Origin of the sequence: Pseudarthrobacter sp. NamB4, from assembly GCF_005796185.1 — a bacterium.
Lineage (GTDB): Bacteria > Actinomycetota > Actinomycetes > Actinomycetales > Micrococcaceae > Arthrobacter.
The window spans coordinates 24,208-45,835 of the sequence record NZ_VAHM01000018.1 but is presented as its reverse complement, the minus strand read 5'-3'; the positions used below and the strand labels follow the sequence as shown (position 1 = coordinate 45,835).

Annotated in this window: 23 protein-coding genes, 1 pseudogene and 2 riboswitches; of the genes and pseudogenes, 9 read left to right on the top strand and 15 right to left on the bottom strand. The window is 66.0% G+C overall.

Annotated features, from left to right (window positions below):
* Positions 1 to 30 precede the first annotated feature (30 nt).
* From FDW81_RS15470 to FDW81_RS15445, 6 genes are all read right to left on the bottom strand, one after another.
* Positions 31 to 246, bottom strand: coding sequence for a CDGSH iron-sulfur domain-containing protein (locus tag FDW81_RS15470; protein ID WP_138135109.1), 216 nt, complete (start codon positions 244 to 246; stop codon positions 31 to 33).
* Positions 243 to 1,346, bottom strand: coding sequence for a glycosyltransferase family 2 protein (locus FDW81_RS15465; RefSeq protein WP_171027241.1), 1,104 nt, complete (start codon positions 1,344 to 1,346; stop codon positions 243 to 245). The genes FDW81_RS15470 and FDW81_RS15465 overlap by 4 nt, the downstream gene beginning before the upstream one ends.
* Positions 1,343 to 2,398 carry an iron-containing redox enzyme family protein gene (locus FDW81_RS15460; RefSeq protein WP_138135108.1) on the bottom strand — a complete coding sequence of 352 codons (1,056 nt, stop codon included), beginning with the start codon at positions 2,396 to 2,398 and terminating at the stop codon, positions 1,343 to 1,345. Before FDW81_RS15460 ends, FDW81_RS15465 begins: the two co-directional genes overlap by 4 nt.
* A 72-nt stretch (positions 2,399 to 2,470) precedes the next feature.
* Positions 2,471 to 2,977, bottom strand: a complete 507-nt coding sequence (locus FDW81_RS15455) for a DUF4383 domain-containing protein (RefSeq protein WP_138135107.1) — start codon at positions 2,975 to 2,977, stop codon at positions 2,471 to 2,473.
* Between the two features lie 89 nt (positions 2,978 to 3,066).
* A complete protein-coding gene (locus tag FDW81_RS15450; RefSeq protein WP_138135106.1) occupies positions 3,067 to 3,276 on the bottom strand; it encodes a hypothetical protein in 210 nt (69 codons plus the stop codon).
* Positions 3,273 to 3,824 (bottom strand): heme-degrading domain-containing protein, encoded by a 552-nt coding sequence (locus FDW81_RS15445; protein WP_138135105.1) that lies wholly within the window; start codon positions 3,822 to 3,824, stop codon positions 3,273 to 3,275. Before FDW81_RS15445 ends, FDW81_RS15450 begins: the two co-directional genes overlap by 4 nt.
* A 72-nt stretch (positions 3,825 to 3,896) precedes the next feature.
* A riboswitch (TPP riboswitch) is annotated at positions 3,897 to 4,033 on the top strand.
* A gap of 62 nt (positions 4,034 to 4,095) precedes the next feature.
* Between FDW81_RS15445 and FDW81_RS15440 the strand changes: the two genes are divergently transcribed.
* From FDW81_RS15440 to FDW81_RS15430, 3 genes are read left to right on the top strand one after another with little or no spacing between them, the layout of a single operon-like run.
* A complete protein-coding gene (locus FDW81_RS15440) occupies positions 4,096 to 4,719 on the top strand; it encodes an ECF transporter S component (protein WP_138135104.1) in 624 nt (207 codons plus the stop codon).
* Positions 4,719 to 6,272 carry an ABC transporter ATP-binding protein gene (locus FDW81_RS15435; RefSeq protein WP_138135103.1) on the top strand — a complete coding sequence of 518 codons (1,554 nt, stop codon included), beginning with the start codon at positions 4,719 to 4,721 and terminating at the stop codon, positions 6,270 to 6,272. The genes FDW81_RS15440 and FDW81_RS15435 overlap by 1 nt, the downstream gene beginning before the upstream one ends.
* Positions 6,269 to 7,069: an energy-coupling factor transporter transmembrane protein EcfT gene (locus tag FDW81_RS15430; RefSeq protein ID WP_138135102.1), complete on the top strand. Its 801-nt coding sequence runs from the start codon at positions 6,269 to 6,271 to the stop codon at positions 7,067 to 7,069. The genes FDW81_RS15435 and FDW81_RS15430 overlap by 4 nt, the downstream gene beginning before the upstream one ends.
* 12 nt (positions 7,070 to 7,081) lie before the next feature.
* Here the strand turns inward: FDW81_RS15430 and FDW81_RS15425 are convergent, their stop codons facing one another.
* On the bottom strand, positions 7,082 to 7,921 hold the full coding sequence (locus FDW81_RS15425) for a hypothetical protein (RefSeq protein WP_138135101.1): 840 nt from the start codon (positions 7,919 to 7,921) through the stop codon (positions 7,082 to 7,084).
* Between the two features lie 178 nt (positions 7,922 to 8,099).
* Here FDW81_RS15425 and FDW81_RS15420 point away from each other — a divergent pair, with 178 nt between their 5' ends.
* The 3 genes from FDW81_RS15420 (at position 8,100) to FDW81_RS15410 (ending at position 11,557) form a co-directional block, all read left to right on the top strand.
* Positions 8,100 to 9,623, top strand: coding sequence for a UDP-N-acetylglucosamine 1-carboxyvinyltransferase (locus FDW81_RS15420; RefSeq protein WP_138135100.1), 1,524 nt, complete (start codon positions 8,100 to 8,102; stop codon positions 9,621 to 9,623).
* A gap of 66 nt (positions 9,624 to 9,689) precedes the next feature.
* Positions 9,690 to 10,913 (top strand): glutamate--cysteine ligase, encoded by a 1,224-nt coding sequence (locus FDW81_RS15415; protein WP_138135099.1) that lies wholly within the window; start codon positions 9,690 to 9,692, stop codon positions 10,911 to 10,913.
* A gap of 278 nt (positions 10,914 to 11,191) precedes the next feature.
* The gene (locus tag FDW81_RS15410) at positions 11,192 to 11,557 is read left to right on the top strand and encodes a DUF1905 domain-containing protein (RefSeq protein WP_138135098.1); all 366 of its coding nucleotides are present in this window, start codon (positions 11,192 to 11,194) and stop codon (positions 11,555 to 11,557) included.
* Here FDW81_RS15410 and FDW81_RS15405 read toward each other — a convergent pair.
* Genes FDW81_RS15405 through FDW81_RS15395 form a run of 3 tightly spaced genes read right to left on the bottom strand, consistent with a single transcriptional unit; the run spans position 11,554 to position 13,448 of the window.
* A complete protein-coding gene (locus tag FDW81_RS15405; protein WP_138135097.1) occupies positions 11,554 to 12,762 on the bottom strand; it encodes an O-succinylhomoserine sulfhydrylase in 1,209 nt (402 codons plus the stop codon). The two genes, FDW81_RS15410 and FDW81_RS15405, sit on opposite strands and share 4 nt — an antisense overlap.
* Complete coding sequence (locus FDW81_RS15400; protein ID WP_138135096.1) at positions 12,763 to 13,173, bottom strand: rhodanese-like domain-containing protein; 411 nt, start codon at positions 13,171 to 13,173, stop codon at positions 12,763 to 12,765. It abuts the gene before it with no gap.
* A complete protein-coding gene (locus FDW81_RS15395; protein ID WP_138135095.1) occupies positions 13,170 to 13,448 on the bottom strand; it encodes a DUF1737 domain-containing protein in 279 nt (92 codons plus the stop codon). Before FDW81_RS15395 ends, FDW81_RS15400 begins: the two co-directional genes overlap by 4 nt.
* Before the next feature lie 13 nt (positions 13,449 to 13,461).
* A riboswitch (SAM riboswitch) is annotated at positions 13,462 to 13,576 on the bottom strand.
* A 131-nt stretch (positions 13,577 to 13,707) separates the two neighbouring features.
* On the opposite strand from FDW81_RS15395, the gene opgC reads away from it, so the two are divergent.
* The gene (gene opgC / locus FDW81_RS15390; RefSeq protein WP_370279097.1) at positions 13,708 to 13,959 is read left to right on the top strand and encodes an OpgC domain-containing protein; all 252 of its coding nucleotides are present in this window, start codon (positions 13,708 to 13,710) and stop codon (positions 13,957 to 13,959) included.
* Between the two features lie 83 nt (positions 13,960 to 14,042).
* On the opposite strand, the gene FDW81_RS15385 is transcribed toward opgC, so the two are convergent.
* Positions 14,043 to 14,297: a hypothetical protein gene (locus FDW81_RS15385; protein ID WP_138135094.1), complete on the bottom strand. Its 255-nt coding sequence runs from the start codon at positions 14,295 to 14,297 to the stop codon at positions 14,043 to 14,045.
* A 294-nt stretch (positions 14,298 to 14,591) separates the two neighbouring features.
* Here FDW81_RS15385 and FDW81_RS15380 point away from each other — a divergent pair.
* Positions 14,592 to 14,924 (top strand): annotated as a pseudogene (locus tag FDW81_RS15380) (TetR/AcrR family transcriptional regulator C-terminal domain-containing protein); the annotation flags it as partial.
* A gap of 155 nt (positions 14,925 to 15,079) precedes the next feature.
* Here the strand turns inward: FDW81_RS15380 and FDW81_RS15375 are convergent.
* Complete coding sequence (locus tag FDW81_RS15375; RefSeq protein ID WP_138135093.1) at positions 15,080 to 16,009, bottom strand: aminodeoxychorismate lyase; 930 nt, start codon at positions 16,007 to 16,009, stop codon at positions 15,080 to 15,082.
* A 131-nt stretch (positions 16,010 to 16,140) separates the two neighbouring features.
* Between FDW81_RS15375 and cls the strand changes: the two genes are divergently transcribed.
* A complete protein-coding gene (cls, locus tag FDW81_RS15370) occupies positions 16,141 to 17,580 on the top strand; it encodes a cardiolipin synthase (RefSeq protein WP_138135145.1) in 1,440 nt (479 codons plus the stop codon).
* A gap of 16 nt (positions 17,581 to 17,596) precedes the next feature.
* Here cls and FDW81_RS15365 read toward each other — a convergent pair whose 3' ends face one another.
* The 3 genes from FDW81_RS15365 to FDW81_RS15355 form a co-directional block, all read right to left on the bottom strand.
* On the bottom strand, positions 17,597 to 18,871 hold the full coding sequence (locus FDW81_RS15365) for a multidrug effflux MFS transporter (RefSeq protein ID WP_138135092.1): 1,275 nt from the start codon (positions 18,869 to 18,871) through the stop codon (positions 17,597 to 17,599).
* 62 nt (positions 18,872 to 18,933) lie between these two features.
* Positions 18,934 to 19,161 carry a hypothetical protein gene (locus FDW81_RS15360; protein ID WP_138135091.1) on the bottom strand — a complete coding sequence of 76 codons (228 nt, stop codon included), beginning with the start codon at positions 19,159 to 19,161 and terminating at the stop codon, positions 18,934 to 18,936.
* A gap of 101 nt (positions 19,162 to 19,262) precedes the next feature.
* Complete coding sequence (locus tag FDW81_RS15355) at positions 19,263 to 21,626, bottom strand: glycoside hydrolase family 3 N-terminal domain-containing protein (protein ID WP_138135090.1); 2,364 nt, start codon at positions 21,624 to 21,626, stop codon at positions 19,263 to 19,265.
* Between the last annotated feature and the right edge of the window lie 2 nt (positions 21,627 to 21,628).

Genomic DNA, 21,628 nt, shown 5'->3' with positions numbered 1-21,628 from the left:
GCAGCCGGGCAGGTGGCACAAGGCGGCGAATCAGGGGGAGGGCGGTTCCGTCCGGAACTTGATCATCTTGTGGGTACCGTCGCAATACGGCTTGATGGCCGAAGCCCCGCACCGGCACAGCGCTACTGTCTTCCTCTCGCGGGGAACCGGCTCCCCGGAAGGCGTCACGATTTCGAAGTCGCCGCGCACAATTAGCGGTCCGTCCGGGCAGACCACGATGGAGCTCTCTGGTGGTTCCTGGTTCATGCTTGCTCCTGCTCTGTTGTGCTGGTGGAAACCTGTTCATCCCGCTGGCCCGTTCCAGCGAGTTTGCCGTGGTGCCGCCGCCGGAGCTCGGCTTGCGGATGGGCTGCCGTTTTGAGCCTGGTTCCCGCATACGGTACGCCTCCGGCCAGCCGGTATCCGAGCGCAATCCACATGCAAACCGCCCGTTCCAGGGCCCAGAGCGGGGCGAACGGTACCGCACCCAGCGGAAAGACCGCAGTTCCGTTGTGCCGCCGCCGGCCAACCTCGGCGGCGACTGCGGGCGCGGCGGCCAGGCCCAGGAGGGCGTTCCGGCGGTGCCGCGCGGGCAGGCAGGCTGCGCCAACAAGCAGTGGAAGCAGCGCGAGCTCCACGGCAAGCCTGCGCGGCTGGGCGAAGTTGTCGTATGCCTGCCGGACGCGCTGCTTCAGGAAATGCCGTGCCTTGGGCGGCCTGCGGGCCACGAACAGGTCCGGAAGGATTCTCTCCCGGCCGCCTGCCGCCTTAATGGTCCGGATCAGTTCGAGGTTTTCGAACAGCACGGGATCGTAGCCGCCGGTTGCCAGCAGCGCACTCCGGCGGACCCCCAGCGTCCCGGGAAAGTCGTCCGACCAGGCCCGGTTGATCAGGGTCCGGGAGGTGTCCCACCAGGCGTGCCATGGCAGGGAATCGAAGTAGTTCTGCGGCCGCACAACCTCTGCCCAACCAAGGTGATGGACGACGGCGGCGAGGGACTCCCGCGTGTAGCGCACGTCGTCGTCGGCTATTACCAGCAGCTCCGCCGAGGCCGCGCGCACTCCGGTCATCACCCCGGCAACCTTGCCGTTGCCTCCGCGCGGCGCGGGTCCTGGTTCACGGCCTGGTTCAGTGCCTGCTTCCGGTCGGATATGCCGGACGGCAGGAGGGAACAGCGCACGGTGGCGTTCAAAGAGGGCGGGGGGTGAGCCGTCCACCACCGTGACCGCGATCCAGCCGGTGAGGTGCCGGAGGTAGGCAACCAGTTCCGGGAGGTCCGCATCGTCAGTCCAGCGCAGCGGCAGGATGTACTCCGCCGGCTGGTCCAACGGCTCGTCCAATGGCTGGTCGTGCGGCACGGCGCTCATGCTGCCGCCGGTACTGCCGCTCTCAGTGACGTCCTGCCGCTCTCCCAGGCCTGCAGGATGTGCGCTGACAGCCTGCCGTCGATGGCCATGACAGCGGTAGCGCCAAAGAGGACGTCATTGAGCAGCCCGGGTTCGGCCTCCACCAGGCCCCCGGCCAGGTCGCGGCCTGCGATCTGCTCGTGGACGGCGTCGGCTTCCACGTGCTCATCGAAGTAATGGGTCACCTGAGCATCGAAGCCGTGCCTGCGGAAGCCGTTGCCGTACAGGCGGTTGGGCTGGGAGGACGTCATTTCGTAGATGGCCAGATGTCCCGTGATGGCACCACGCAGGCGCCGGTTCAGGCCGAACAGGGACATCAGGTTGACTGCTGCCAGGGAGACGGCGGGGACGTCATTGACATAGGCGCCGTAGTGGTCAGTCATGCCCAGGCCGCGCATGGTGCGGGCGAAAAGCGCGCTGTGCATCCGCTCGGGCCGTCCGCCGCCGTACTCATCGGCCTGGATCTCCACCAGTGCGGCCTTCGCACGCCCGGAGAGCCGGGGGATGGCGAAGGTGTGTGGGTCCGCTTCCTTTAGCTGGTAGATGGACTTATGTATCAGGAATTCCTTGAGCTGTTCAAGCGTGGCCTTCTTCGCCACGTAGCGGGAGAGGCTGGGACCGCCGTCACGCGCCGCCAGGCCGAACAGCACGTCTGCCACGGCATCACTGGTGAGCCCCGAGGCGGGGGGCAGCTCCAGGTTGCCGGCCGCCTCGGCGGCAGCGTCCCGCAGGGCTGCCTCGAACGGCGTTTCGAGCAACTGCCGGACCCTGATGAGTTCCGGTACCCACTCCCACTCGTCACTTACGCCCTCAAGCCCGGAGTAGTGGAGCTCGTAAAGGCAGAACAGCGCCAGCTGGAGGTCGTCGTCGGCAATGATGTCCGTGCTCGCTGCGAGCTGGGCGGCCACCAGCCGCTGCAGCCCTTCAAGTCCCTTGGCTTGTGTGCCGGGTGCTTCAGCAAGAACGCCAAACAGGGCGGTGCTGACAGGGCCCCGCTGTTTTGGGATTTTCATGATGCTCCTTCAGGTGTGGCGTGGTGCCGGTCCCGGACGTCTTCCCTGACGTCCGGGGGTTGGGGAAAGGGGTCAACGGCCACGGGTGCCGGGTGGGGAAGAGCTGGTGGCAGGCGCGGTACTGCTGCCGGTGTTTCTGCTGGGTGCCGGGCCGCGGGCCAGCATGACGGCCAGGGCGATCATGGCCAGGCCCAGGGAAAGGTGCAGCCAGTTGTCTGCATTGTCTGCGGGGACGAAGTTCGCGGGCGTGGTGTCGCCCACCAGGAGGCCGTACAGCCACAGGACCAGGTAAATGACGCCGCCATAGACCAGGAAGTTCCTGGCCTGTGCGTGCGTGGACGCCATCAGGACGCCGGCAACCCCAAAGAGCAGGTGGACCAGGTTATGCAGAACGGAAACTTGAAAGAGTCCCAGCAACAGGGCTCCGGAGCCATGCCCGGCCGGGGTGAGGGACTCCAGGTTTGAGGTGATGCCGGGAATGAATCCCAGGATGCCGGCCAGGCAGAAGACGGCGCCGGTTCCGAGTGCGGCCTTTTGCAGGCCCGTCCGCGCGACTCTCAGTCCGGTGCTGGCTGCCATGTCCTGTACTCCTCAAAAACCGGGAGACAACATAGTAAGCATGATTACTAATATATGCTAAGCAGCCTTGGTATTTGTTTCCCAAGGAGCTACCTTTCCGGACTGTTCCAAGCATAGGGGTTTGCATGCTGACCGCCGCGGCGGCCGTGCTCATACCCTTGCTGCCAGGACTTTCCAACGGCGGACACCAGCTCCGCCAGCAAGGGGTAGTAGGGGTGGTCCGGCCCGATGAAGATCATCTCCTCCGAGGCTTTGTCCAGCGCCGCCCGGACCGGGTTCTCGGCCTGCCCGCCGTTCACTGTGCGCCGTCAGCCGCTGCGGATTGCAGGACCTCGCGCAGGGCTTCCACCACCAGGTTGTGATCCTGCACCTGGGGAAGCCCGGAAACGGTGACGGTGGCTACAGCCCCCACCCCGGTGACATAGATGGGAAAGGAGCCGCCATGCGCGGCATAGACGGTTTCGTCGAACCAGCCCTCGTCCTCGATCCTGCCGCCCCGGAGCCGGCCGCGCAGGCCCACCAGCAGCGAAGGGACTTCGTACCGGGCCGCTGTCCGCTGCTTCGCCCGGATCCAGTGCCCGTTATCCGGGGTGGCGCCGGGCAGGGCAACATGGAAAAGGATCTGCTCGCCCTTGGTGATGTCGATAGCTATGGGCAGCGTGCGTTCCTTGCCCAGCTCGACCAGGAGCAGCCCCAGATTCAGGGCGTCGTCCAGGGAGAACCCGGGAAACTGCAGTTCGTGGATTTCCCCTTCGATCCGGCCAATGAGTTCTTCCAGCGAGCCCTCCGGCTGCGCGGCATCGGAGTCGGGATCGTAGCCGGTCACATCCGGCAGATTGGCAGTCATGGCCCACAATCTACTCCTCCTGGGATGTAAACTGGACCACGCCCAACAGGGCGAATCATTACCGACAGAATCATTCAACGACAGGGGAGCGCCGCCGTCGGAACTGGCCAGGCCAGGGACCGCAGGTGGGCGCTGAGAGTGCGGACAGCCGCAGACCCTCGAACCTGATCCGGTTAGTACCGGCGTAAGGGAGTCGAGTTTCTCGAAGTCCGGCATCAGGCAGTCTCTGCCTTTTGCCGCGCTTTCCCCTCCTGTTCCTCAGGAGGATCACATGGCAACTACAGCTATCAAGAAGACCACCAGCAAGTCCTGGCGTGTCGTGGACATTGTGGTGGCGGCCCTCATCGCCATCGCCGGCGGCGTCATTTTCTGGGCCTGGTCCCAAGGTGCCGCGGCCGTGTCCGCGCCCATAAACGCCGTCTACCCGCCCCTGACCGGCCTGATCGCCGGCGGCTGGATGATCCCCGCGGTGCTGGGCATGCTGATCATCCGCAAGCCCGGCGCGGCACTGTTTTGCGAGGCCGTCGCGGCCACCGGCGAGCTCCTCATGGGCTCGCAGTACGGGGCGTCAGTGCTGTTCTCCGGCTTCGTCCAGGGCCTGGGCGCGGAAATCATCTTCGCCGTCTTCGTCTACCGGAAGTTCAACCTGCCGGTCTCGCTGCTGGCCGGCGCCGCGGCCGGTCTCTTCTGTGGCCTTAACGACTCCTTTGCGCCGTGGGGCTGGAACATCGCCTACTCCGGCGGGGACAAGCTGGCCTACATCGTCTTCACCATGATTTCCGGAGCAGTCATCGCCGGCGCCCTGTCCTGGGTCGCCACCCGCGGCCTGGCACGGACCGGCGTCCTCAGCTCCTTTGCCTCCCGCAAGGCGGCAACGGAGCCCGTCTTCTCCTGATGACGGCGACGTCCCATCACGGCGCCTCCGTCGCGGCGCGGCCGGCTGCCATCAGCGCGCGGGGCTGGGGCTGGCGGCATGCCGGTCGCGCCAGGCCTGCCATCCGTGCCCTGGACCTGGACATCCGGCCGGGGGAGCGGGTGCTGCTCCTCGGCCCGTCCGGCGCCGGGAAGTCCACGCTCCTCCACGCCTTGGCGGGGGTGCTGGGAGATGCTAACGACGACGGTGAGGCCGGCGACTCCGATGAGTCCGGTTCGCTGCTGGTTGACGGCGCCTACCCCCGGGAGCAGCGGGGGCGCGCCGGCCTGATGCAGCAGGACCCGGAGACCCAGGTGGTCCTCTCCCGGGTGGGTGACGACGTCGCCTTCGGCGCCGAGAACCTCGCGGTACCGCGCGGCGCCATCTGGGCCCGGGTGCATGAGGCGCTGGACGACGTCGGACTATCCCACCTGCCGCTCGACCATCCGACGTCGGCCCTGTCCGGGGGGCAGAAGCAGCGGCTCGCGCTCGCCGGCATCCTGGCGATGCGGCCGGGGCTCATCCTCCTTGATGAGCCCACGGCCAATTTGGATCCGGCCGGCGTCCTGGAAGTCCGGGACGCCGTAGCCCGTTGCCTGGATAAGACCGGTGCCACGCTGCTGGTGATAGAGCACCGGGTGTCCGTATGGAAGGACCTGGTGGACCGGATCGTGGTGCTGCAGCCGGGCAGTGCGACGGACGGCGCCGTGCTGCTGGACGGCCCGCCGGACCAGGTGCTTGCCGACGCGCGGTCCATGCTCGCTGCCGCCGGCGTTTGGCTGCCCGGGTACGTCCCCGAAACGCGCATGCGTGCGGCCAGCCCTGCCCAGGGAACGGGAAACCTCCTGATCGCCGCGGAAAAACTGGCAGTATCCCGCGAACGCCCGCGCCGCAGCGGCTTCCGCAAACTGCCGCCGGTGCCCGTGCAGGAGGGCATCACAGCCCAGGTCCGGGCGGGGCAGGCATTGACCGTTACCGGGCCGAACGGTGCCGGAAAATCCACATTCGCGCTGACTCTTGCCGGGCTGCTGGAGCCGGTGGACGGCAGGGTTTCGGCAACCACTGGCTTGAGCCGTGGAGCCGGCATAGATCCCTACACATGGAAAGCCGAGCAGCTCATCGAGCGGATTGGTACGGTGTTCCAGGAGCCGGAGCACCAGTTCGTCACCGGGAGAGTCCTTGACGAACTGCTGTTTGGTCCACGGCACCTGGGCCATGGCGAGGAGCGCGTGGACGAACTGCTGGAACGGCTCCGGCTCACCCACTTGGTGGACGCCAACCCCTACACACTCTCCGGCGGGGAAAAAAGGCGGCTCTCGGTGGCAACGGTCCTGGCCGCCCATCCCCAGGTTCTGGTCCTGGACGAGCCCACGTTCGGGCAGGATGCCATCACGTGGGCTGAGCTTGCCTCCTTCCTGGCGGAGTTGCTGGACGCCGGCACCGCCGTAGTGTCTGTGACCCACGACGCCGAATTCACGGCTGCCCTGGGCGGAACCGAGCTGAGGCTGGCACCCGCGGAACAGGTGGCGCCATGAGGCAGGAGCTGAATCTGCGCGGCAGCCAGGCCCTGCTGACCCGCGCCAATCCCCTGAGCAAGTTTGCCGCCGTCTTCCTCATCACTGCCGTGCTGGCACTTTCCATCGACTGGGTTTCAGCCTCGGTGGCCCTGGTCTTCGAACTCCTGATGTTCCCGCTGGCAGGCCTCACGCTGACGCTGCTGTGGCAGCGCGGCTGGCCCCTTATCGTCGCCGCTGCCATCGGCGGCTGGAGCACCTCCATCCTGGCGCCGGACAGCGGAAGGGTGCTGGTCGACGTCGGCATCTGGACCATGAGCGAAGGTTCGCTGGAACTGGGGGTGGGGTTCATGCTGCGCGGACTGGCAATCGCCCTGCCCGCCGTGCTGCTGATGAGCTGCACCGACCCCACCGACCTGGCCGATGCGCTGGCCCAGAAGGCGCGCCTTCCACACCGCTTCGTGCTGGGTACGCTCGCTGCCATGCGTCTGGTGGGCCTGATGGCCGAGGAGTGGCAGATTATCGGCATGGCCCGCCGCGCGAGGGGGGTGGGTTCCCGTGGGAGTGTGCTGCAGCGGGTGAAAGCGACCCTGGGCCAGAGCTTCGGACTCCTGGTGCAGGCAATCCGCCGGGCCTCGAGGCTGGCGGTGACCATGGAGGCACGCGGTTTCGGCGGGGGGGGGCGGACGTGGGCCCGAGAATCAACCTACAGTGCGCTGGACGCGTGGGTGCTGGCCGGGGGTGTGGTGATGGCGGCAGCGGCGGTTGTTGCTGCGGTGGCCCTTGGCACGTGGAATACGGTGTGGCTGGGCAGCTGACGTCCGGACGGGTTATGGGCAGGGGTAGTTGTAATCGAAACCCTGCAGGACGAACTGGGTGAGCGCCACCCTGCCGCCGCCGGTGAGGGGTGCCTTCGAGCAGGCGCTGGCCGCACCCGAGGCGTTCAGGGAGCCTGCCAGCCAGCTCGGCAGGGAGTACAGGCTGCTTGAACTGTTGACTGTTCCAACAATCTGTTCCCACTGCTGCCCGGTGGAGTAGATCCCCACCTTCGCGCCGATGCTGTGGAAGAAGTCCGCCATGCCTTCAAGGACGGTCCGGTTGGCATCCTTGTCTGTGCCGGACCAGGTGTTCTCGGTTTCTACGTCCAGCCACCAGAGATAGCCGGCGGGATTGGTGACCCCGCGGTGGTACGCGTCGTCGTAGGCCCTTGCGTAGCCGTACATGTAGGCGCAGGCCTTGCCATAGTCGCCGCGGGTGCAGGGGCCGTAAGGGTTGTGGACCGCCCGGCCGGGGGGATACTCGTCATTGTCCGGCCACCAGGAGCCGGCGGCGCCAGGGTTGGCAGTGTTCACGTACAGCGACACGGTGGGTTGTTCCGGATGCCCGGCCGAGTCCTCCGCCCACCTGAGCTGTTCTGCCAGGCAGGGGTTGGTGTTGTTGGCCAGGCCGTTGTTGACGCCGATAATGGCAAAGGCCTGACCGGTGGGGAAGTCTGTGCTGCACTGCGGCCAGGAGATGTCGTTGCCGAGCACGGTCTGTTTCCCTTCGCCGGGCGAGGGTGCCGCAAAGGAGGGGAAGCCGGAGGGCAGGAGGAGGGCAGGCACCAGCAGGAAGACCAGCCACAGCGCAAATCCTGTGGGCGGTGCCGGACTGGAACGGGTGCGGCGCATGCTGCCTCCGTTGCCGTTGGACCAAGAACGTACTCTCCAGTTTCCCGCCCCTTTTGCGGCAAGGTCAAGGAGTCGAAGGTCCTATTTCTATCGCATGTAGCGGGTAAATGATCGCCAGGGTAGTCCCATGGGGGTTAGGGTTGATGACAAGTAGATCATTTATGATATAAATTGGAGCATGACGCAGGAAACCACTGAGCACGTTGCCGCCATGTTGAGGGATGCCCGGAGCGAGAAGGGCTGGACCCAGGGGCAGTTGGCTGCCGAGCTGGGAACGAGCCAGAGCGCAGTGGCCCGGATGGAGCAGGGCAAGCAGAACCTGAGCCTCAAAATGATCCAGCGCCTCGAAACCATCTTCGGCCGGAGCATCGTCAACGTGGGCAAGCCCCAGATGACCCACCTGCGGGTGGAAGGCGGCCGCACCCTCTCCGGGGCGGTGGATGTCAACAGCAGCAAGAATGCCGGAGTTGCGCTGCTCTGCGCCAGCCTCATCAACCGCGGAACCACCATTCTCCGCCGCCTCGCACGGATTGAAGAAGTGAACCGGATTGTCGAGGTACTCTCCAGCATCGGTGTGGAGTGCACCTGGCTCAACGACACTGACCTGGAGCTTCGCCGGCCAGCCGTACTGGACTTGGCGGCCATGGATGTTGAGGCTGCCCGGCGCACGCGCAGCGTCATCATGCTGCTGGGACCCCTGCTGGATGAATCCGCCAAGTACCAGCTGCCGTACGCGGGCGGCTGCGACCTTGGCACCCGCACCGTTGAACCCCATATGCAGGCGCTGCGCCAGTTCGGGCTTTCAGTGGAAGCCACCGCTGGTTTTTACTCAGTCCAGGCACCGCCCGCGGATACCCGCGACCGCTCCTTTGTCCTGACGGAGCGCGGAGACACTGTCACCGAGAACGCCATCATGGCCGCGGCCCACCGCGAGGGTACAACCGTCATCCGGAACGCCAGCCCCAACTACATGGTGCAGGACCTCTGCTTCTACCTGCAGATGCTGGGTGTGACCATCGAAGGTGTGGGCACCACTACGTTGCGCATCACCGGGCGTACCTCCATTAACGAGGATATTGAGTACTTCCCCTCCGAGGACCCCATCGAGGCCATGAGCCTGATCACGGCCGGCATTGTCACCGACTCCGAGGTGACTATCCGGCGCGTGCCCATTGAATTCATGGAAATTGAGCTTGCCACTCTGGGTCAGATGGGCCAGCAGCTGGAGATCTCGGGCGAGTACATGGCCCGCAACGGCAGGACCCGCCTGGTGGATGTCACCACCAAGCCCTCCGAGCTGCGCGCTCCGGAGGACAAGATCCACCCGATGCCTTTCCCAGGGCTCAATATTGACAACCTGCCCTTCTTCGCCGTCATTGCAGCAAACGCCCAGGGCCAAACCATGATCCACGACTGGGTGTACGAGAACCGGGCCATCTACCTTACGGAACTGAACCGGCTGGGAGCCCAGGTGCAGCTCCTGGACCCGCACCGGATCTACGTGAACGGACCCACCAAGTGGCGAGCAGCCGAGGTGGGATGCCCGCCAGCGCTTCGGCCGGCCGCATGCCTGTTGTTGGCAATGCTTGCCGCGCGGGGAGTGTCGGAGCTGAGGAACATCTACGTCATTGAGCGCGGGTACGAGGACCTTGCAGAACGGCTGAACACCATCGGGGCGAAAGTGGAGTATTTCCAGGACTGATTTTCACGCTTCGTCATGAAGGCCTAGCTGCCTCCAAAAACCCTCCATCTGACGCAGAATTGCAGTATGCGAACCTTCGGTGTCGAGGAAGAGCTCCTGATTGTTGATCCGGAGACGGGGGAGCCTCTTGCCCTTGCTGACGCCCTGCTCTCGGGGCACAGCACGGCAACGGATCACGCGCCGGATCAACACGCCTTGGAAACCGAAGACAAGACGGTTTACGACGACGAGAAGATGGGCCTGAGTGCCGAGCTCAAGCTTGAGCAGATTGAGACCCAGACGCGGCCCTGCCTGGAGTATGGTGTGCTGCTGGACCAGATCCGCGCTGGCAGGACGCTCGCAGACCAGGCAGCCCGAAGGAACGGTGCCAGGGTGGCTGCGCTTGCGACGTCGCCGCTGGCGTCCATGACCCATACGACGCCGGATCCCCGGTACGCCCTGATGCTGGAGCGGTTCGGCCTCACGGCGCAGGAGCAGCTAACCTGTGGCTTTCACGTCCATACCTACATCGAGTCGCCGGAGGAAGGGGTAGCGGTCCTGGACCGTATCCGGGACAAGCTCGCCGTGCTGACGGCTTTGAGCGCCAACTCTCCCTTCTGGAACAGCGTCCCCACTGGTTTTGAGAGTTACCGTACCCAGGCGTGGAACCGCTGGCCCACCTCGGGTCCGGCGGGAGTTTACGGGACGCACCCCGCGTACCGGCGGGTGGTCACCCGCCTACTGGACAGCGGAGTGATGCTGGACGAAGGGATGCTCTATTTCGATGCGCGGCTGTCCCGGAATCATCCCACGGTGGAGGTCCGGGTGGCGGATGTCTGTCTGCGGGCAGAGGATGCGGCGCTCATCGCTATCCTGGTGCGCGCGCTGGTGGAAACGGCAAGCCGGGAGTGGCGCGACGGCATCGATCCGGCCCCCGTGCCCACAGTGCTTTTGCGGATGGCATCGTGGCAGGCAAGCAGCGCCGGACTCAGTGGCGAACTGCTGGATTTCGGGAACTTCCGGCCCGCGCCGGCCGCGGATGTTGTCCGGTCCCTGGTGGATTACCTGGCCCCAGTCCTGGACGAGCAGGGCGAGCTCGCCCTCACCCGGCATGGCGTGGAGGATGTGATCGCGCGGGGCACTGGGGCGGCGGAACAACGCCGTGTGCGGGACAAGGCCCTGGCCGCGCAGCCGGACGACTTCGGCTTCGGCGCAGTGGTGCGGCACGCGGTAAACATCACGATGCGGGACGCACTGGACCTTTCTGAGGTGGCAGCCGTTCCGGAGCTGATCCGGGTGCGGCAGCCCTAGAAGGCAGGCTTCAAGGCGGACAGCCTCTCCCGCAACGCCTCTTCCAGGAGACTTCTCTGCCCAAGCAGCATCCCGGGTGGCCAGCGGGGTGGGTCCCAATCCTGGTGTTCGTTTTTGTATGCTCGGCCGGTGGGTGAGATCCAGCTTTCCATACCCCGGGCATGCCAAGGGGTCTGACTAGCGGTGGTGCGGTTACGAGGGCAGGCGTCAGACGGGTTTCAACAAGCTCAACCACCAACCAGTAGCGGCGCAAAAAGGCGACGTGCGATACTCGGCGCGTGACGCCGTCGTACGCATTCACAGCCGAACTGTGGCTCTACCCGGGCGAGGCCGCCTGGCACTTCCTCACGCTGCCGCCCCACGTGGCAGACGACATCGCGGACCACCTCGCCGAGCGAGGCACCGGCACCAAAGCCTTCGGGTCGGTGAAGGTGACAGCGGAAATCGGGAGCGAGACCTGGCAGACGTCGCTTTTCCCGGACACCAAGGCCGGCTCCTACCTGTTGCCGGTGAAAAAGGCGGTCAGGGACAAAGCCCGCATCAAAGCCGGGGACAGTGTCGACGTCCGGCTGGAACTCCAGCCGGACAGCGCACGGCTGGACAACATAGCGCCGGAGGAAGCAGCGCCGGACAAAACCGGCTAGATCTGCTTGAGTGCCTGCTCAAGGTCGCGGATCAGGTCGTCGGCGTCCTCGAGGCCCACGGAAAGCCGCACCACACCATCGGTGAGCCCGATGGCGGCCCGGCCTTCGGGACCCATGGCGCGGTGCGTGGTGGTTGCCGGGTGGGTGATAAGGGACTTCGCATCGCCCAGGTTGTTGGAGATGTCGATAATCCGCAGGGCGTCCAGCAGCGCGAAGGCCGCTTCCTTGCCAGAGCGTCCGCCGGAAGGGGCCAGCTCCAGGGTCAGCACCGTACCGCCGGCGCTCATCTGCTTCGCCGCGAGTTCATACTGCGGGTGCGACCTCAGGAGCGGGTACTTCACCCAGCTCACGGCTGGCTGCTGCTCCAGCCATTCGGCCAGTCGGAAGGCGGTGGCGGAGGAGTGGTTCACGCGCAGGGACATGGTTTCCAGCCCCTTGGTCAGAACCCACGCATTGAAGGCGGACAACGCCGGGCCAGTGTGGCGCATCAGCTGCTTCACCGGGCCGTCGATGAAGTCCTTCGTGCCCAGGATGGCGCCGCCGAGCACCCGGCCCTGGCCGTCGATGTGCTTGGTCCCGGAGTACACGATGACGTCGGCCCCGAGCTGGCCGCAGCGCTGCAGCAGGGGAGTGGCAAAGACATTGTCGACGACGACCTGCGCGCCCGCGGCGTGCGCCAGTCCGCTGACCGCAGCGATGTCCACAATCTCCTGCATGGGGTTGGACGGGGACTCGAAGAAGACGGCGGTGGTGGGCTTGGAGAGCGCCTCGCGCCACTGCTCAAGGTCGGGTCCGTCCACGAACACCGTCTCCACACCCCACCGCGGCAGGATTTCGTTGAGGATCACGAAGCAGGAGCCGAACAGGGAGCGGGCAGCCACCACGCGGTCGCCGGCAGCCAGCAGGGCACCCAGGGCGGTGAACACGGCGGACATGCCGGACGCCGTCGCAAAGCATGCCTCCGTGCCTTCCAAAAGGCGCAACCGCTCCTGGAAGGTGGCCACGGAGGGGTTGCCGTAGCGGGAGTAGACAAAACGCTCGTCCTCGCCGGTGAAGGCCCGCTCGGCAGCAGCGGCGGACTCATACACGAAACCCGAGTTCAGGAAAATGGCCTCGCTGGTTTCCTGGAAGTTGGTACGGTCCAGTCCGCCGCGGACGGCCTGGGTGTCTGGGCTCCAGCCGGCGGCGTCTTCGTTGAAGGTCACTTAATTCATTCCCAGGTTGGTCGGCAGGCCGCGGTTCTTCCAGCCGTTGACGGTGCGTTCGCCGTAGCGGTCAGGCTCACCCTCAAATCCTTCCAGGACGTTGTAGGAGGTGAAGCCGGCCTGCGTTGCGGCGATGGCGGCAGCGATGGAACGCTGGCCCGAGCGGCACAGGAAAACCAGTTCCGTGGCTGGGTCTTCCGGAGCCTGCAGGGTCAGGTCCTTGATGAAGTCCGGGTTGGGGATGCCGCCCGGGAAGGTCCACTGGATAAACAGGGGATCGTTGTCCGTGGCCTTGGTGTCGGGGATGCCGATGTGGGCCCATTCGCCCTCGGTGCGCACATCCACCAGGATGGCGCCCTGCTCGAGCTTCTCCCAGGCCTCCTGCGGCGTCAGGTCTCCGGCGTAGCTCATGCGTGGCCCTCGCCGTCGAACTCGAGGTCGTCGTCCGCGGAGTCAAGGTCGTCAACTGCGTTCGCCACGGCGGCGTCCGCCGAGGCAATAGCTGCCGGCAGGACAACCGCCTGCGCCACGATCACGCTGGTGCCGTTGAAGGTTGCTGCCGGGCTGCCGTGCAGCACGTAACCCTCGGCCAGGGCGTTCGAGATCCGTTCGCAGAACTCGCGGTTGTCTGCGCCGCTGATCAGGCGGTAGGACAGTTTCTCGTCAAGGGCGGGTGCGTCGGACACGACGGATCTCCTTCTCTCACGCTTGCAGCTCGAATGGGTCGATGTGCCGAGTACTCACCTGAGGCACCCCGCCGTGGAAGGAGGGTTGCCGACCGGCCAGTCAGGGCTTGGCGCCGGTACTCATTACTCCCCCAAAAAGTAACACCTGGCGCCGGACGCCGCACCGCCGCCGTCGTCATGTTGCGTAACTGAACGCAAAAGCTGCCTTGGCCCGCGCCTTGCCCAAGGAACGGACGACGGCGCATCACCTCAGGTGGCGGTGGCCGCCTACGCCTTCCTCACTGCTTACCGGAAACCGGTTCAGCGGGCCGTGGGCTGGCTCCTGATCCCCCTGGGCCGCGCCACCCTCCATGTGTTCATCATGCACGTGGTGCTGATCGCCGTGGTCGCGAGTATCCCGGTACTGCAGCAGGGGGACCTTCTCATCAACACACTCGGCTACGCGCTCGTGCTCGGACTCCTCTGGGCCATGGTGCGGACCAGGTTCCTTTTCCGGATCATTCCCACCTGACGCTGTTGTTGTGCGGTCAATGGAAAAGCGTGGGCCGCATGCTTGGAAGGCAGCGGCCCACGCCGATCATTTCACCAGTTTCCCTACACGAGCCCCGGGTAGCTGGCCAGGATGTAGTCGGCAGCAGCCGGGCCCTTCATGCGCAGGCCATTGTGCCCAGGCGTGACCCGCTGATTCATGGCGGACCAGAACACGGACTCACGGCCCGGCTGGTGCTGGTTGATGAAGCACCAGCTGGTGTACAGGCCGTAAAGACGGTCCCGGTCAAGGCTGCATTCCGAGGCCGGGTCAGTGTAGGTGGCTTCCTGGAGAAAGAGGTCAAACTGCGAATTCGCCATGAGGGCTTCCCTTCGCTAGGTGCGGTGGTGCCGCCGTTCGGCTACAGCAGCCAAGCTCAAATGCCCTGCACGGGGCAATGGAGTGTTATAAGAGCCCCTCAGATCGGGGGACTAACGGCGGTCTCACTTCCGCATCTACACTGTAGACTTTACCCGTAGACTGCAGATCCGGCAAGCGTATGGACTTATAGTCGCTGCCTCGCCGACGCAACGCCCCAGGACGGAAACCATGGCCCCCAAAAATTGCCCGCCACAGCGGGGGCTGCCAGAAAGCCCCGGCTGAGCAGGGATATCCCCCTGGGTTTGCGGCCACTGGGCACCCTGAGGCCTCTCGAGCAGATCCTCACCCTCCTCATCAAGGCAGGCTTCAGCCCGGATGGGGCGCTCCACGTCTACCGGGCCTACTACGGCTTCCTCTACGGCCACATCCTCAACGAACTGCAGGAATTCGTGGTTGACCCGGAGGAGAACGAAGTACTGCTGCGGTTGGGGCTGCACCGGCTTCCCGCGAAGGAGTTCCCACGGCTCCGGGCGCTGGCCCCGGCGCTCGCGAAATACGACGGGGCCGCAGAACTGGACCAGGGGCTGACCATCCTGCTGTCCGGACTCGAAGCCCAGCTTTCGATGGGGACCAGGCCGCCCGGGCCAGTGCCCCTAAGCGTGGTTCATGGATCCGCAGACGCAGCCGAATGGCAACCTGACCTCTGACGAATGCTGGGAACTCCTGGCCGATGACGGTGGGCCGGCTTGCGGGCCACAAACCGCGCGGGCGTCCACGGCGTTTACCGGATGCCGGCAAACAGTTCGTTCAGTTCGGCGGTCAGTTCCTTCTGCACTGAGGGCGTACCAATCTCCTGGCCGTCAATGCGGTTGACCGGGGCCAGCAGGCGGACGCTCGAGATCAGCCAGACGGCGTCTGCGTCCAGCAGGTCCTGCGGCTCCAGCGGGCCGTAACCGAGTTCCCAGCCCGCGGCCTTCGCCGCGGTGAACAATGCGCCCTGCGAGGTTCCCGGCAGGATGCCGCTGTCCAGCTGCGGTGTGACAAGGCGCTTAACGGACGTCCCGTCGTCGGACGTTTCAACGTGGGCCAACAGCACGGTGGACGTAGGTCCTTCTAGCACACGCCCGTCAGAGGAGATGAAAATGACGTCGTCAGCTCCCTGCTTGTGGGCGTGGCGAAGCGCGGCCATGTTCACCGCATAGGAGAGGGTCTTGGCGCCCAGCAGCAGCCAGGGGGCGCGCTCGGCGGCGCTGCTGTCATAGCCGCGGTCCAGGAATATCACGTCGATGCCCGTCTCCCGCTGGCGCCGCGCGGCTGCCCCCGCAGGCGACACCTGCACCCAGGCGGTAGGCGACGCCGCGCCCTCCACGCCACGGGTCACCACCAGCTTGACCACGAGTTCATCCCCTGCAGCGTCTGCGGACGGATGCTGCAGCCGGTGCTCGGCGAGGGCCGCTGCAATGGCACGGCGCCACTCTTCCTCGCTTGGAATCACCAGGTCGAGTGCCGTTGCAGACCCGGCAAGGCGGCTCAGGTGCGCCTGGATCTTCCGCACTGTCCCGGCCACAGCCAGCATGGTTTCAAAGATGCCATCCCCCCGGGTGGCGCCCTGATCTGTCACCAGGAGCTGGGGTTTGGAGGCATCGGCGAGCCGGCCGTCAGGGAAGGCGGGGTCGAGGAAAACGAGAACCACGGGAGCTGGAGAGGTCATGGCTCCAGCTTAGTGCGGCGTGCCACGGATAAGCTGGGCAGAGTGCCCCGGCCGGAACAGTCCGCCGGGAGCCCGTCCTCCGGGGGTTATTTTTCGTGTTATGGCCATTTTCGCTTGCCGGTACCGCGCCGATGTGGGTTGTGGTGCTGCTGGGCGTAGCCGACCTGGTCATCAGGGTGCTGGCTGTGGGGATCATCCCCGGAAACCGGCGGCCCACTACGGCCATGGCATGGCTGCTGGGCATCTTCTTTGTCCCGTTCCTGGGGATCATCCTGTTCCTGCTGTTTGGCAACTTCAGGCTGTCCAGCCGCCGGCGGCAGCAGCAGCAGCTGGTCAACGACAGGGTGCGGGCCGGGTTATCTTCGCTTGCCGACGTCGAAAGCGACTACCCCGGCCCTGAATGGGTGAAGTCAGCGGGGGAACTGAACCGGCGGCTCGGGTCCCTGCCCATGGTGGACGGAAACTCCGTGGACCTGATCCCGGGATACCCGGATTCGATCCTGGACATGACCAAGGCGGTGCGGAGGGCCAAGAAATTCGTCAACGCCGAGTTCTACATCATGAGCACGGACCACATCACCGATGAGCTTCTCACCGCCCTGGAGGAAGCGGCCGAGCGCGGCGTGGAAGTGCGTGTGCTGTTCGACCACATCGGCACCCTCCGCGTCCAGGGCTACCGGAAGCTCCTGAAACGGCTCCGGGCGGGCAAGATCCAGTGGAAGCGCATGCTTCCACTCCTGCCCATCCGCGGCCAGTGGCGCCGGCCCGACCTGCGGAACCACCGCAAGATCATGGTGATCGACGGCGAAATCGCCTTCACCGGGTCGCAGAACCTGATTGAGCCCTCCTACAACAATCCCCGCCACCGTAAGGCGGGGCGGGAGTGGGTGGAGCTGATGGCCTGCCTGCGCGGGCCGGTCGTCACCACGCTGAACGTCGTTTTCGCCACGGACTGGCTCAGCGAGACTGACGAGTCGCTGGAGCACCAGTTGCAGCTCCCGGCGAATCCCGAGCCGGGGGACGTCACCGCGCAGGTGGTTCCCAGCGGACCGGGGTTCATCACCGAAAACAACCTGCGGCTTTTCAACACCCTCATCTATTCGGCCCAGCACCGGATCTCGATCTGCAGCCCGTACTTCGTGCCGGACGATTCCCTGCTTTACGCGATCACCACTGCTGCCCAGCGCGGCGTGGAGGTGGAGCTGTTCGTGTCCGAGAAGGGCGACCAGTTCCTGGTCCACCACGCGCAGCAGTCCTATTACGAGGCCCTGCTGGAGGCCGGTGTCAGGATCTACCTCTACAAGGCCCCGTTCGTGCTCCACGCCAAACACTTCACAATCGACGACGAGGTGGCGGTCCTGGGCTCCAGCAACATGGACATGCGTTCCTTCTCGCTGAACCTGGAGGTGTCCGTGATGCTGCTGGGCGAGGACATCGTCACCAAGATGCGAGCCGTGGAGGACACGTACCGGGACATCTCGCACGAGCTCAAACTTCCCGTCTGGCGCAAGCGCCCGTTTGCGGCGCGCTACGTGGACAACGTGGCAAGGCTGACGGCAACGGTGCAGTAGCTCCCAGCCGCGGGACTTAGTCCTCGGCAGCCACCCGCTCGTCATCGCTGCGGTTTCCGTGCTCCGGCCAGCCGCCCCTGCGGTAGGCCGGCGTTCCGATTGCCAGCACCATCACCGTGAGGACGCAGCTGCCGATCATGACGCCCACCATGGACAGCGCGTTTCCGCCCAGCAGTCCTACCAGGGGGCTCACCAAACCGGCCACGCCGGACTGCAGGGCACCAATGACGGCTGCCGCGGTCCCGGCCATGTGCCCGTAGTTGTGCAGGGCCAGCACGGAGGCGTTGGCTGGAATCATTCCCTGCGCACCCAGCACGAGCCACAGCCCTGCCATCAGGCCCAGGGCGCCGCCGGCACCCGTGGCCACCACCGCCAGCAGAAGCACGGAAACGGCCAACTGGACAAGGACGGCGGTCCGCAGGAGGCGCACGGGAGGGAACTTCCGGACCAGGGCGGCATTGAGCTGCGCCGAAAGGACCAGCGCTGCGCCGTTCAGCGCGAAGGCGAGGGCGAACTGCTGCTCGGTAAAGCCGTACTCATCCTGGAAGACGAAGGGGGAGCCCACCACGTAGCTCATAATCAGGGCGAGCCCCAGGCCCGGTATGACGGCCAGCGCCATGAAGTGCTTGTCCCGCATGAGAGACCAGTAGGCGCCGGCGACGTGCCGCGGGCGGCCGGGGCTGCGCCTGTCCGCAGGCAGCGTTTCAGGCATGAACTTCCATACGATGGCTACCAGGACGACCCCGATGAGTGCCAGTACGTAGAAGACGGCGCGCCACTGCCAGAGTCCGGCCACGGCTTGGCCCACGGTCGGGGCGAAAAGGGGAGCGACGCCGATCACCAGCATCAGGCGGGACAGCAGGCGGGCCGCGGCCGCGCCGGCGAAACGGTCGCGGATGACGGCGATGGCCACCACGGCGGCCGCAGCGTTGAAGAAGCCCTGCAGGACACGCAGCCCGGTGAGGGTCTCGATGTTGGGCGTAATGGAGCACAGCAGCGAGATCACCACGTGCAGTGAGATGCCGATGACCAGCGGCAGCCGCCGTCCGAAGCGGTCCGAGAACGGGCCGATGACCAGTTGGCCTATCCCGGCGCCAAGGAGGGTTCCGGACAGCGTCAGCTGGGCAGCCGCCTGCGTGGTTTCAAGATCCGCCACCACCGCCGGCAGCGAGGGCAGGTACATGTCCGTCGTGACCGCGGGAAGCGCGGCAAGGGCGCCAAGCATCAGGACGTACTTGATGGAGCGGGGCGCCTGGGGGCCGGCAGTCGGGGATTGATGAGTGTCCGTCACGCGGCAAACCTAACTCGTATGGAAGCACTGATGGTGGGGGTCCGCCGCGTGGCTTGAGCGGTTCAACTGGCGGAGTCCACGTGTTTTACGGATTCCCATGTCTGCCCATAGGGCACCTGGTCGCTGAGTTCGACCGTGAAATGCCCGGCACCCCACTTTGTCACGAGAATACCCCTGGTGGGGTTTTCCATGGCGAGGGCGCGGAGCTGCCGGACCGAGGCATTGAGCTTCTCATCCGCCTCTGAGCGGGTCGTTGCAGAAACGGTCAGGCGATGCGGGGCGCTGTCCATCTGGTGTCCTTTCGCTCGTGGATCTGCTGGGGGCTGCGCAATAGAAAGTGGAGGGCGGCCGGCCGGGGCGCCGGAAGGGCGCCCCGGCCGGGATGTCAGGTTCAGGTACCGGGTGTTACCTCGACGCCGCAGTGCAGCCTGCGGCTGTGGTCCACCACTCGGGTTTCTCCAGTGAGGGCGACCGTCGCCTTCAGGCGGATGTCTCCGCTGGAGGCGCCGAAGCCGAGTTCGAGGTCGCCTGGTTCGACGATCCGGCGGCCGTCCCGTCCCGTGAAGGATGCGACGTCGGCCGGTACCGTGAAGGCAACGCGGGCGGATTCACCCGGCTCGAGGGGAACGCGGGCATATCCGACGAGCCGCTGCTCGGGCCGGACAACCGACGCCACGGGATCGTGGAGGTACAGCTGGACCAGTTCCGTTCCTGCCCGGTCACCGGTGTTGGTGACGGCGATGCTGGCCTTTGCTTCGCCGTCCGTGGGGATGGCTGCGGGTCCGTCCACTGACAGCCCGCTCCACTCGAAAGTGGTGTAGCTAAGGCCGTGACCGAACGGGTAGGCAGCGGCTGGATCGATGTTGGAGACGCTGCTGGCCTTGGCCAGCCGGGAGGCCAGGTAGGTGGAGGGCTGCGCGCCCGGCCGGGCAGGGATGCTGACAGGCAGCCGGCCGCTGGGGTTCACGCGGCCGCTGAGGACCTTGGTTACGGCAGGACCGCCCTCCTCGCCGGGGAAGAATGCCTGGACGATTGCGGCGGCTTCTTCGGCGGCGGAGCCCACAGCGTACGGGCGGCCGGTAAGGAGCACCAGCACCACGGGCTTGCCGGTCTGGATCAGCCGGTCCAGCAGTTGCTGCTGGACGCCGGGAAGCACCAGGGATTCCACGTCGCAGCCTTCGCCGCTGGTTCCCCTTCCGAAGAGTCCTGCCCGGTCGCCCAGGACGGCGACCACGACGTCCGCTTCGCCGGCGGCAGCAACGGCGTCGCCAAATCCCTCCGTCGAGGTGCCGTCCACCGAGCAGCCGGCGGTGACGGAGATGGCGCTGCCCGGGAACTCGGCCCGAAGGGCTTCAGCTACGGTGGGCAGCTCGATGCCGACCGGAACGTCCGGGTGCTGTCCGCCCACGTGCGCGGGGAAGGAGTAGCAGCCCAGGAAGGCCTGGGTGTTGTCCGCGTTGGGCCCAACGACGGCGATACGGGCCGGGTTCTGCAGCGGCAGGATGCCGTTGTTGCTGGCCAGGATGATCGATTCCTCGGCGATCCGGGCTGCCAGTTTCCGGTTGGTCACGGTATCGAGCGTGATGCTGCCTTCCAGGCGCGCACTGTCCTGCGTGTTGGCGCTCTCCAGGGCAGGCGGAACCGCCGACCAGCCCTCGTCCAGCAGGCCCAGTTCGATCTTCTGCACCAGCACCCGGTGCAGCGCGCGGTCCACCATGCTTTCCGGCAGGCGCCCTGCCTCGATCTCCGCGATGAGGTGCTCGCCGAAGGCGTGCACGGTGGGGAGTTCGACGTCGACGCCCGCGGCCAGCGCGGCGGCTGCGGCTTCACCGAGGGAACCGGCGACGCCGTGGAGGTTCTTCAGGAAGGCGATGCCGAAGTAGTCGGCCACAACAGTGCCGCTGAAACCCCAGGTGTCGCGGAGGAGACCGGTGAGCAGGGAGGCGTCGGCGGCTGTGGGGACGCCATCCATGTCCGTGTACGCGTGCATCACCGAGCGGACGCCGGACTCACGGACGGCCATTTCGAAGGGCGGGAGCAGGACATCGGCCTGCTCCCGGGCGCCAACGGACACCGGTGCCAGGTTCCGGCCGGCCTTGGAGGCGGAGTAGCCCACGAAGTGCTTCAGCGTGGCGATGATGCCGCTGCTCTCCAGCCCCTGGATGTAGGCGGTGGCCAGGGTGCCGATCAGGTAGGGGTCCTCGCCGATGGTTTCCTCCACCCGCCCCCAGCGGGCGTCACGCACGACGTCGAGCACGGGCGCGAGGCCCTGGTGCACGCCCACGGAGCGCATGTCCTTGCCGATCGCGGCGCCCATGGTGCGGACGAGTTCCGGGTTGAACGTGGCGCCCCAGGCCAGTGGTACGGGGTAGGCGGTGGCCTGCCACGTGGCAAAGCCTGCCAGGCATTCTTCATGCACCAGAGCGGGGATACCGAAACGGTTGGCTGCGGCGATGCGCTGCTGGGTCCGCTGGAGCGACAGCGCGCCGAGCGCCGGGTCGACGGGCGCGGTCCCGAACGGCCTCGTCAGCTGTCCCAGGCCGTTCGGCAGGATTTCATCCAGGTCGACGGGAGGGTTCATCTCATTCTGGTGGGGCGCCACTTCTCCGCCTTCGGTGGAGGCGCCAACCCAAACTCCAAAGAGCTGGCCTGTCTTCTCCCGGAGGGTCATGGCGTCAATGAGGCTGTGCGCACGTTCTTGGGCCGTGGCCGCGGTGTCGCGCCACGGGGCGCTGTGGGTCGTGGTTTCGGTCATGA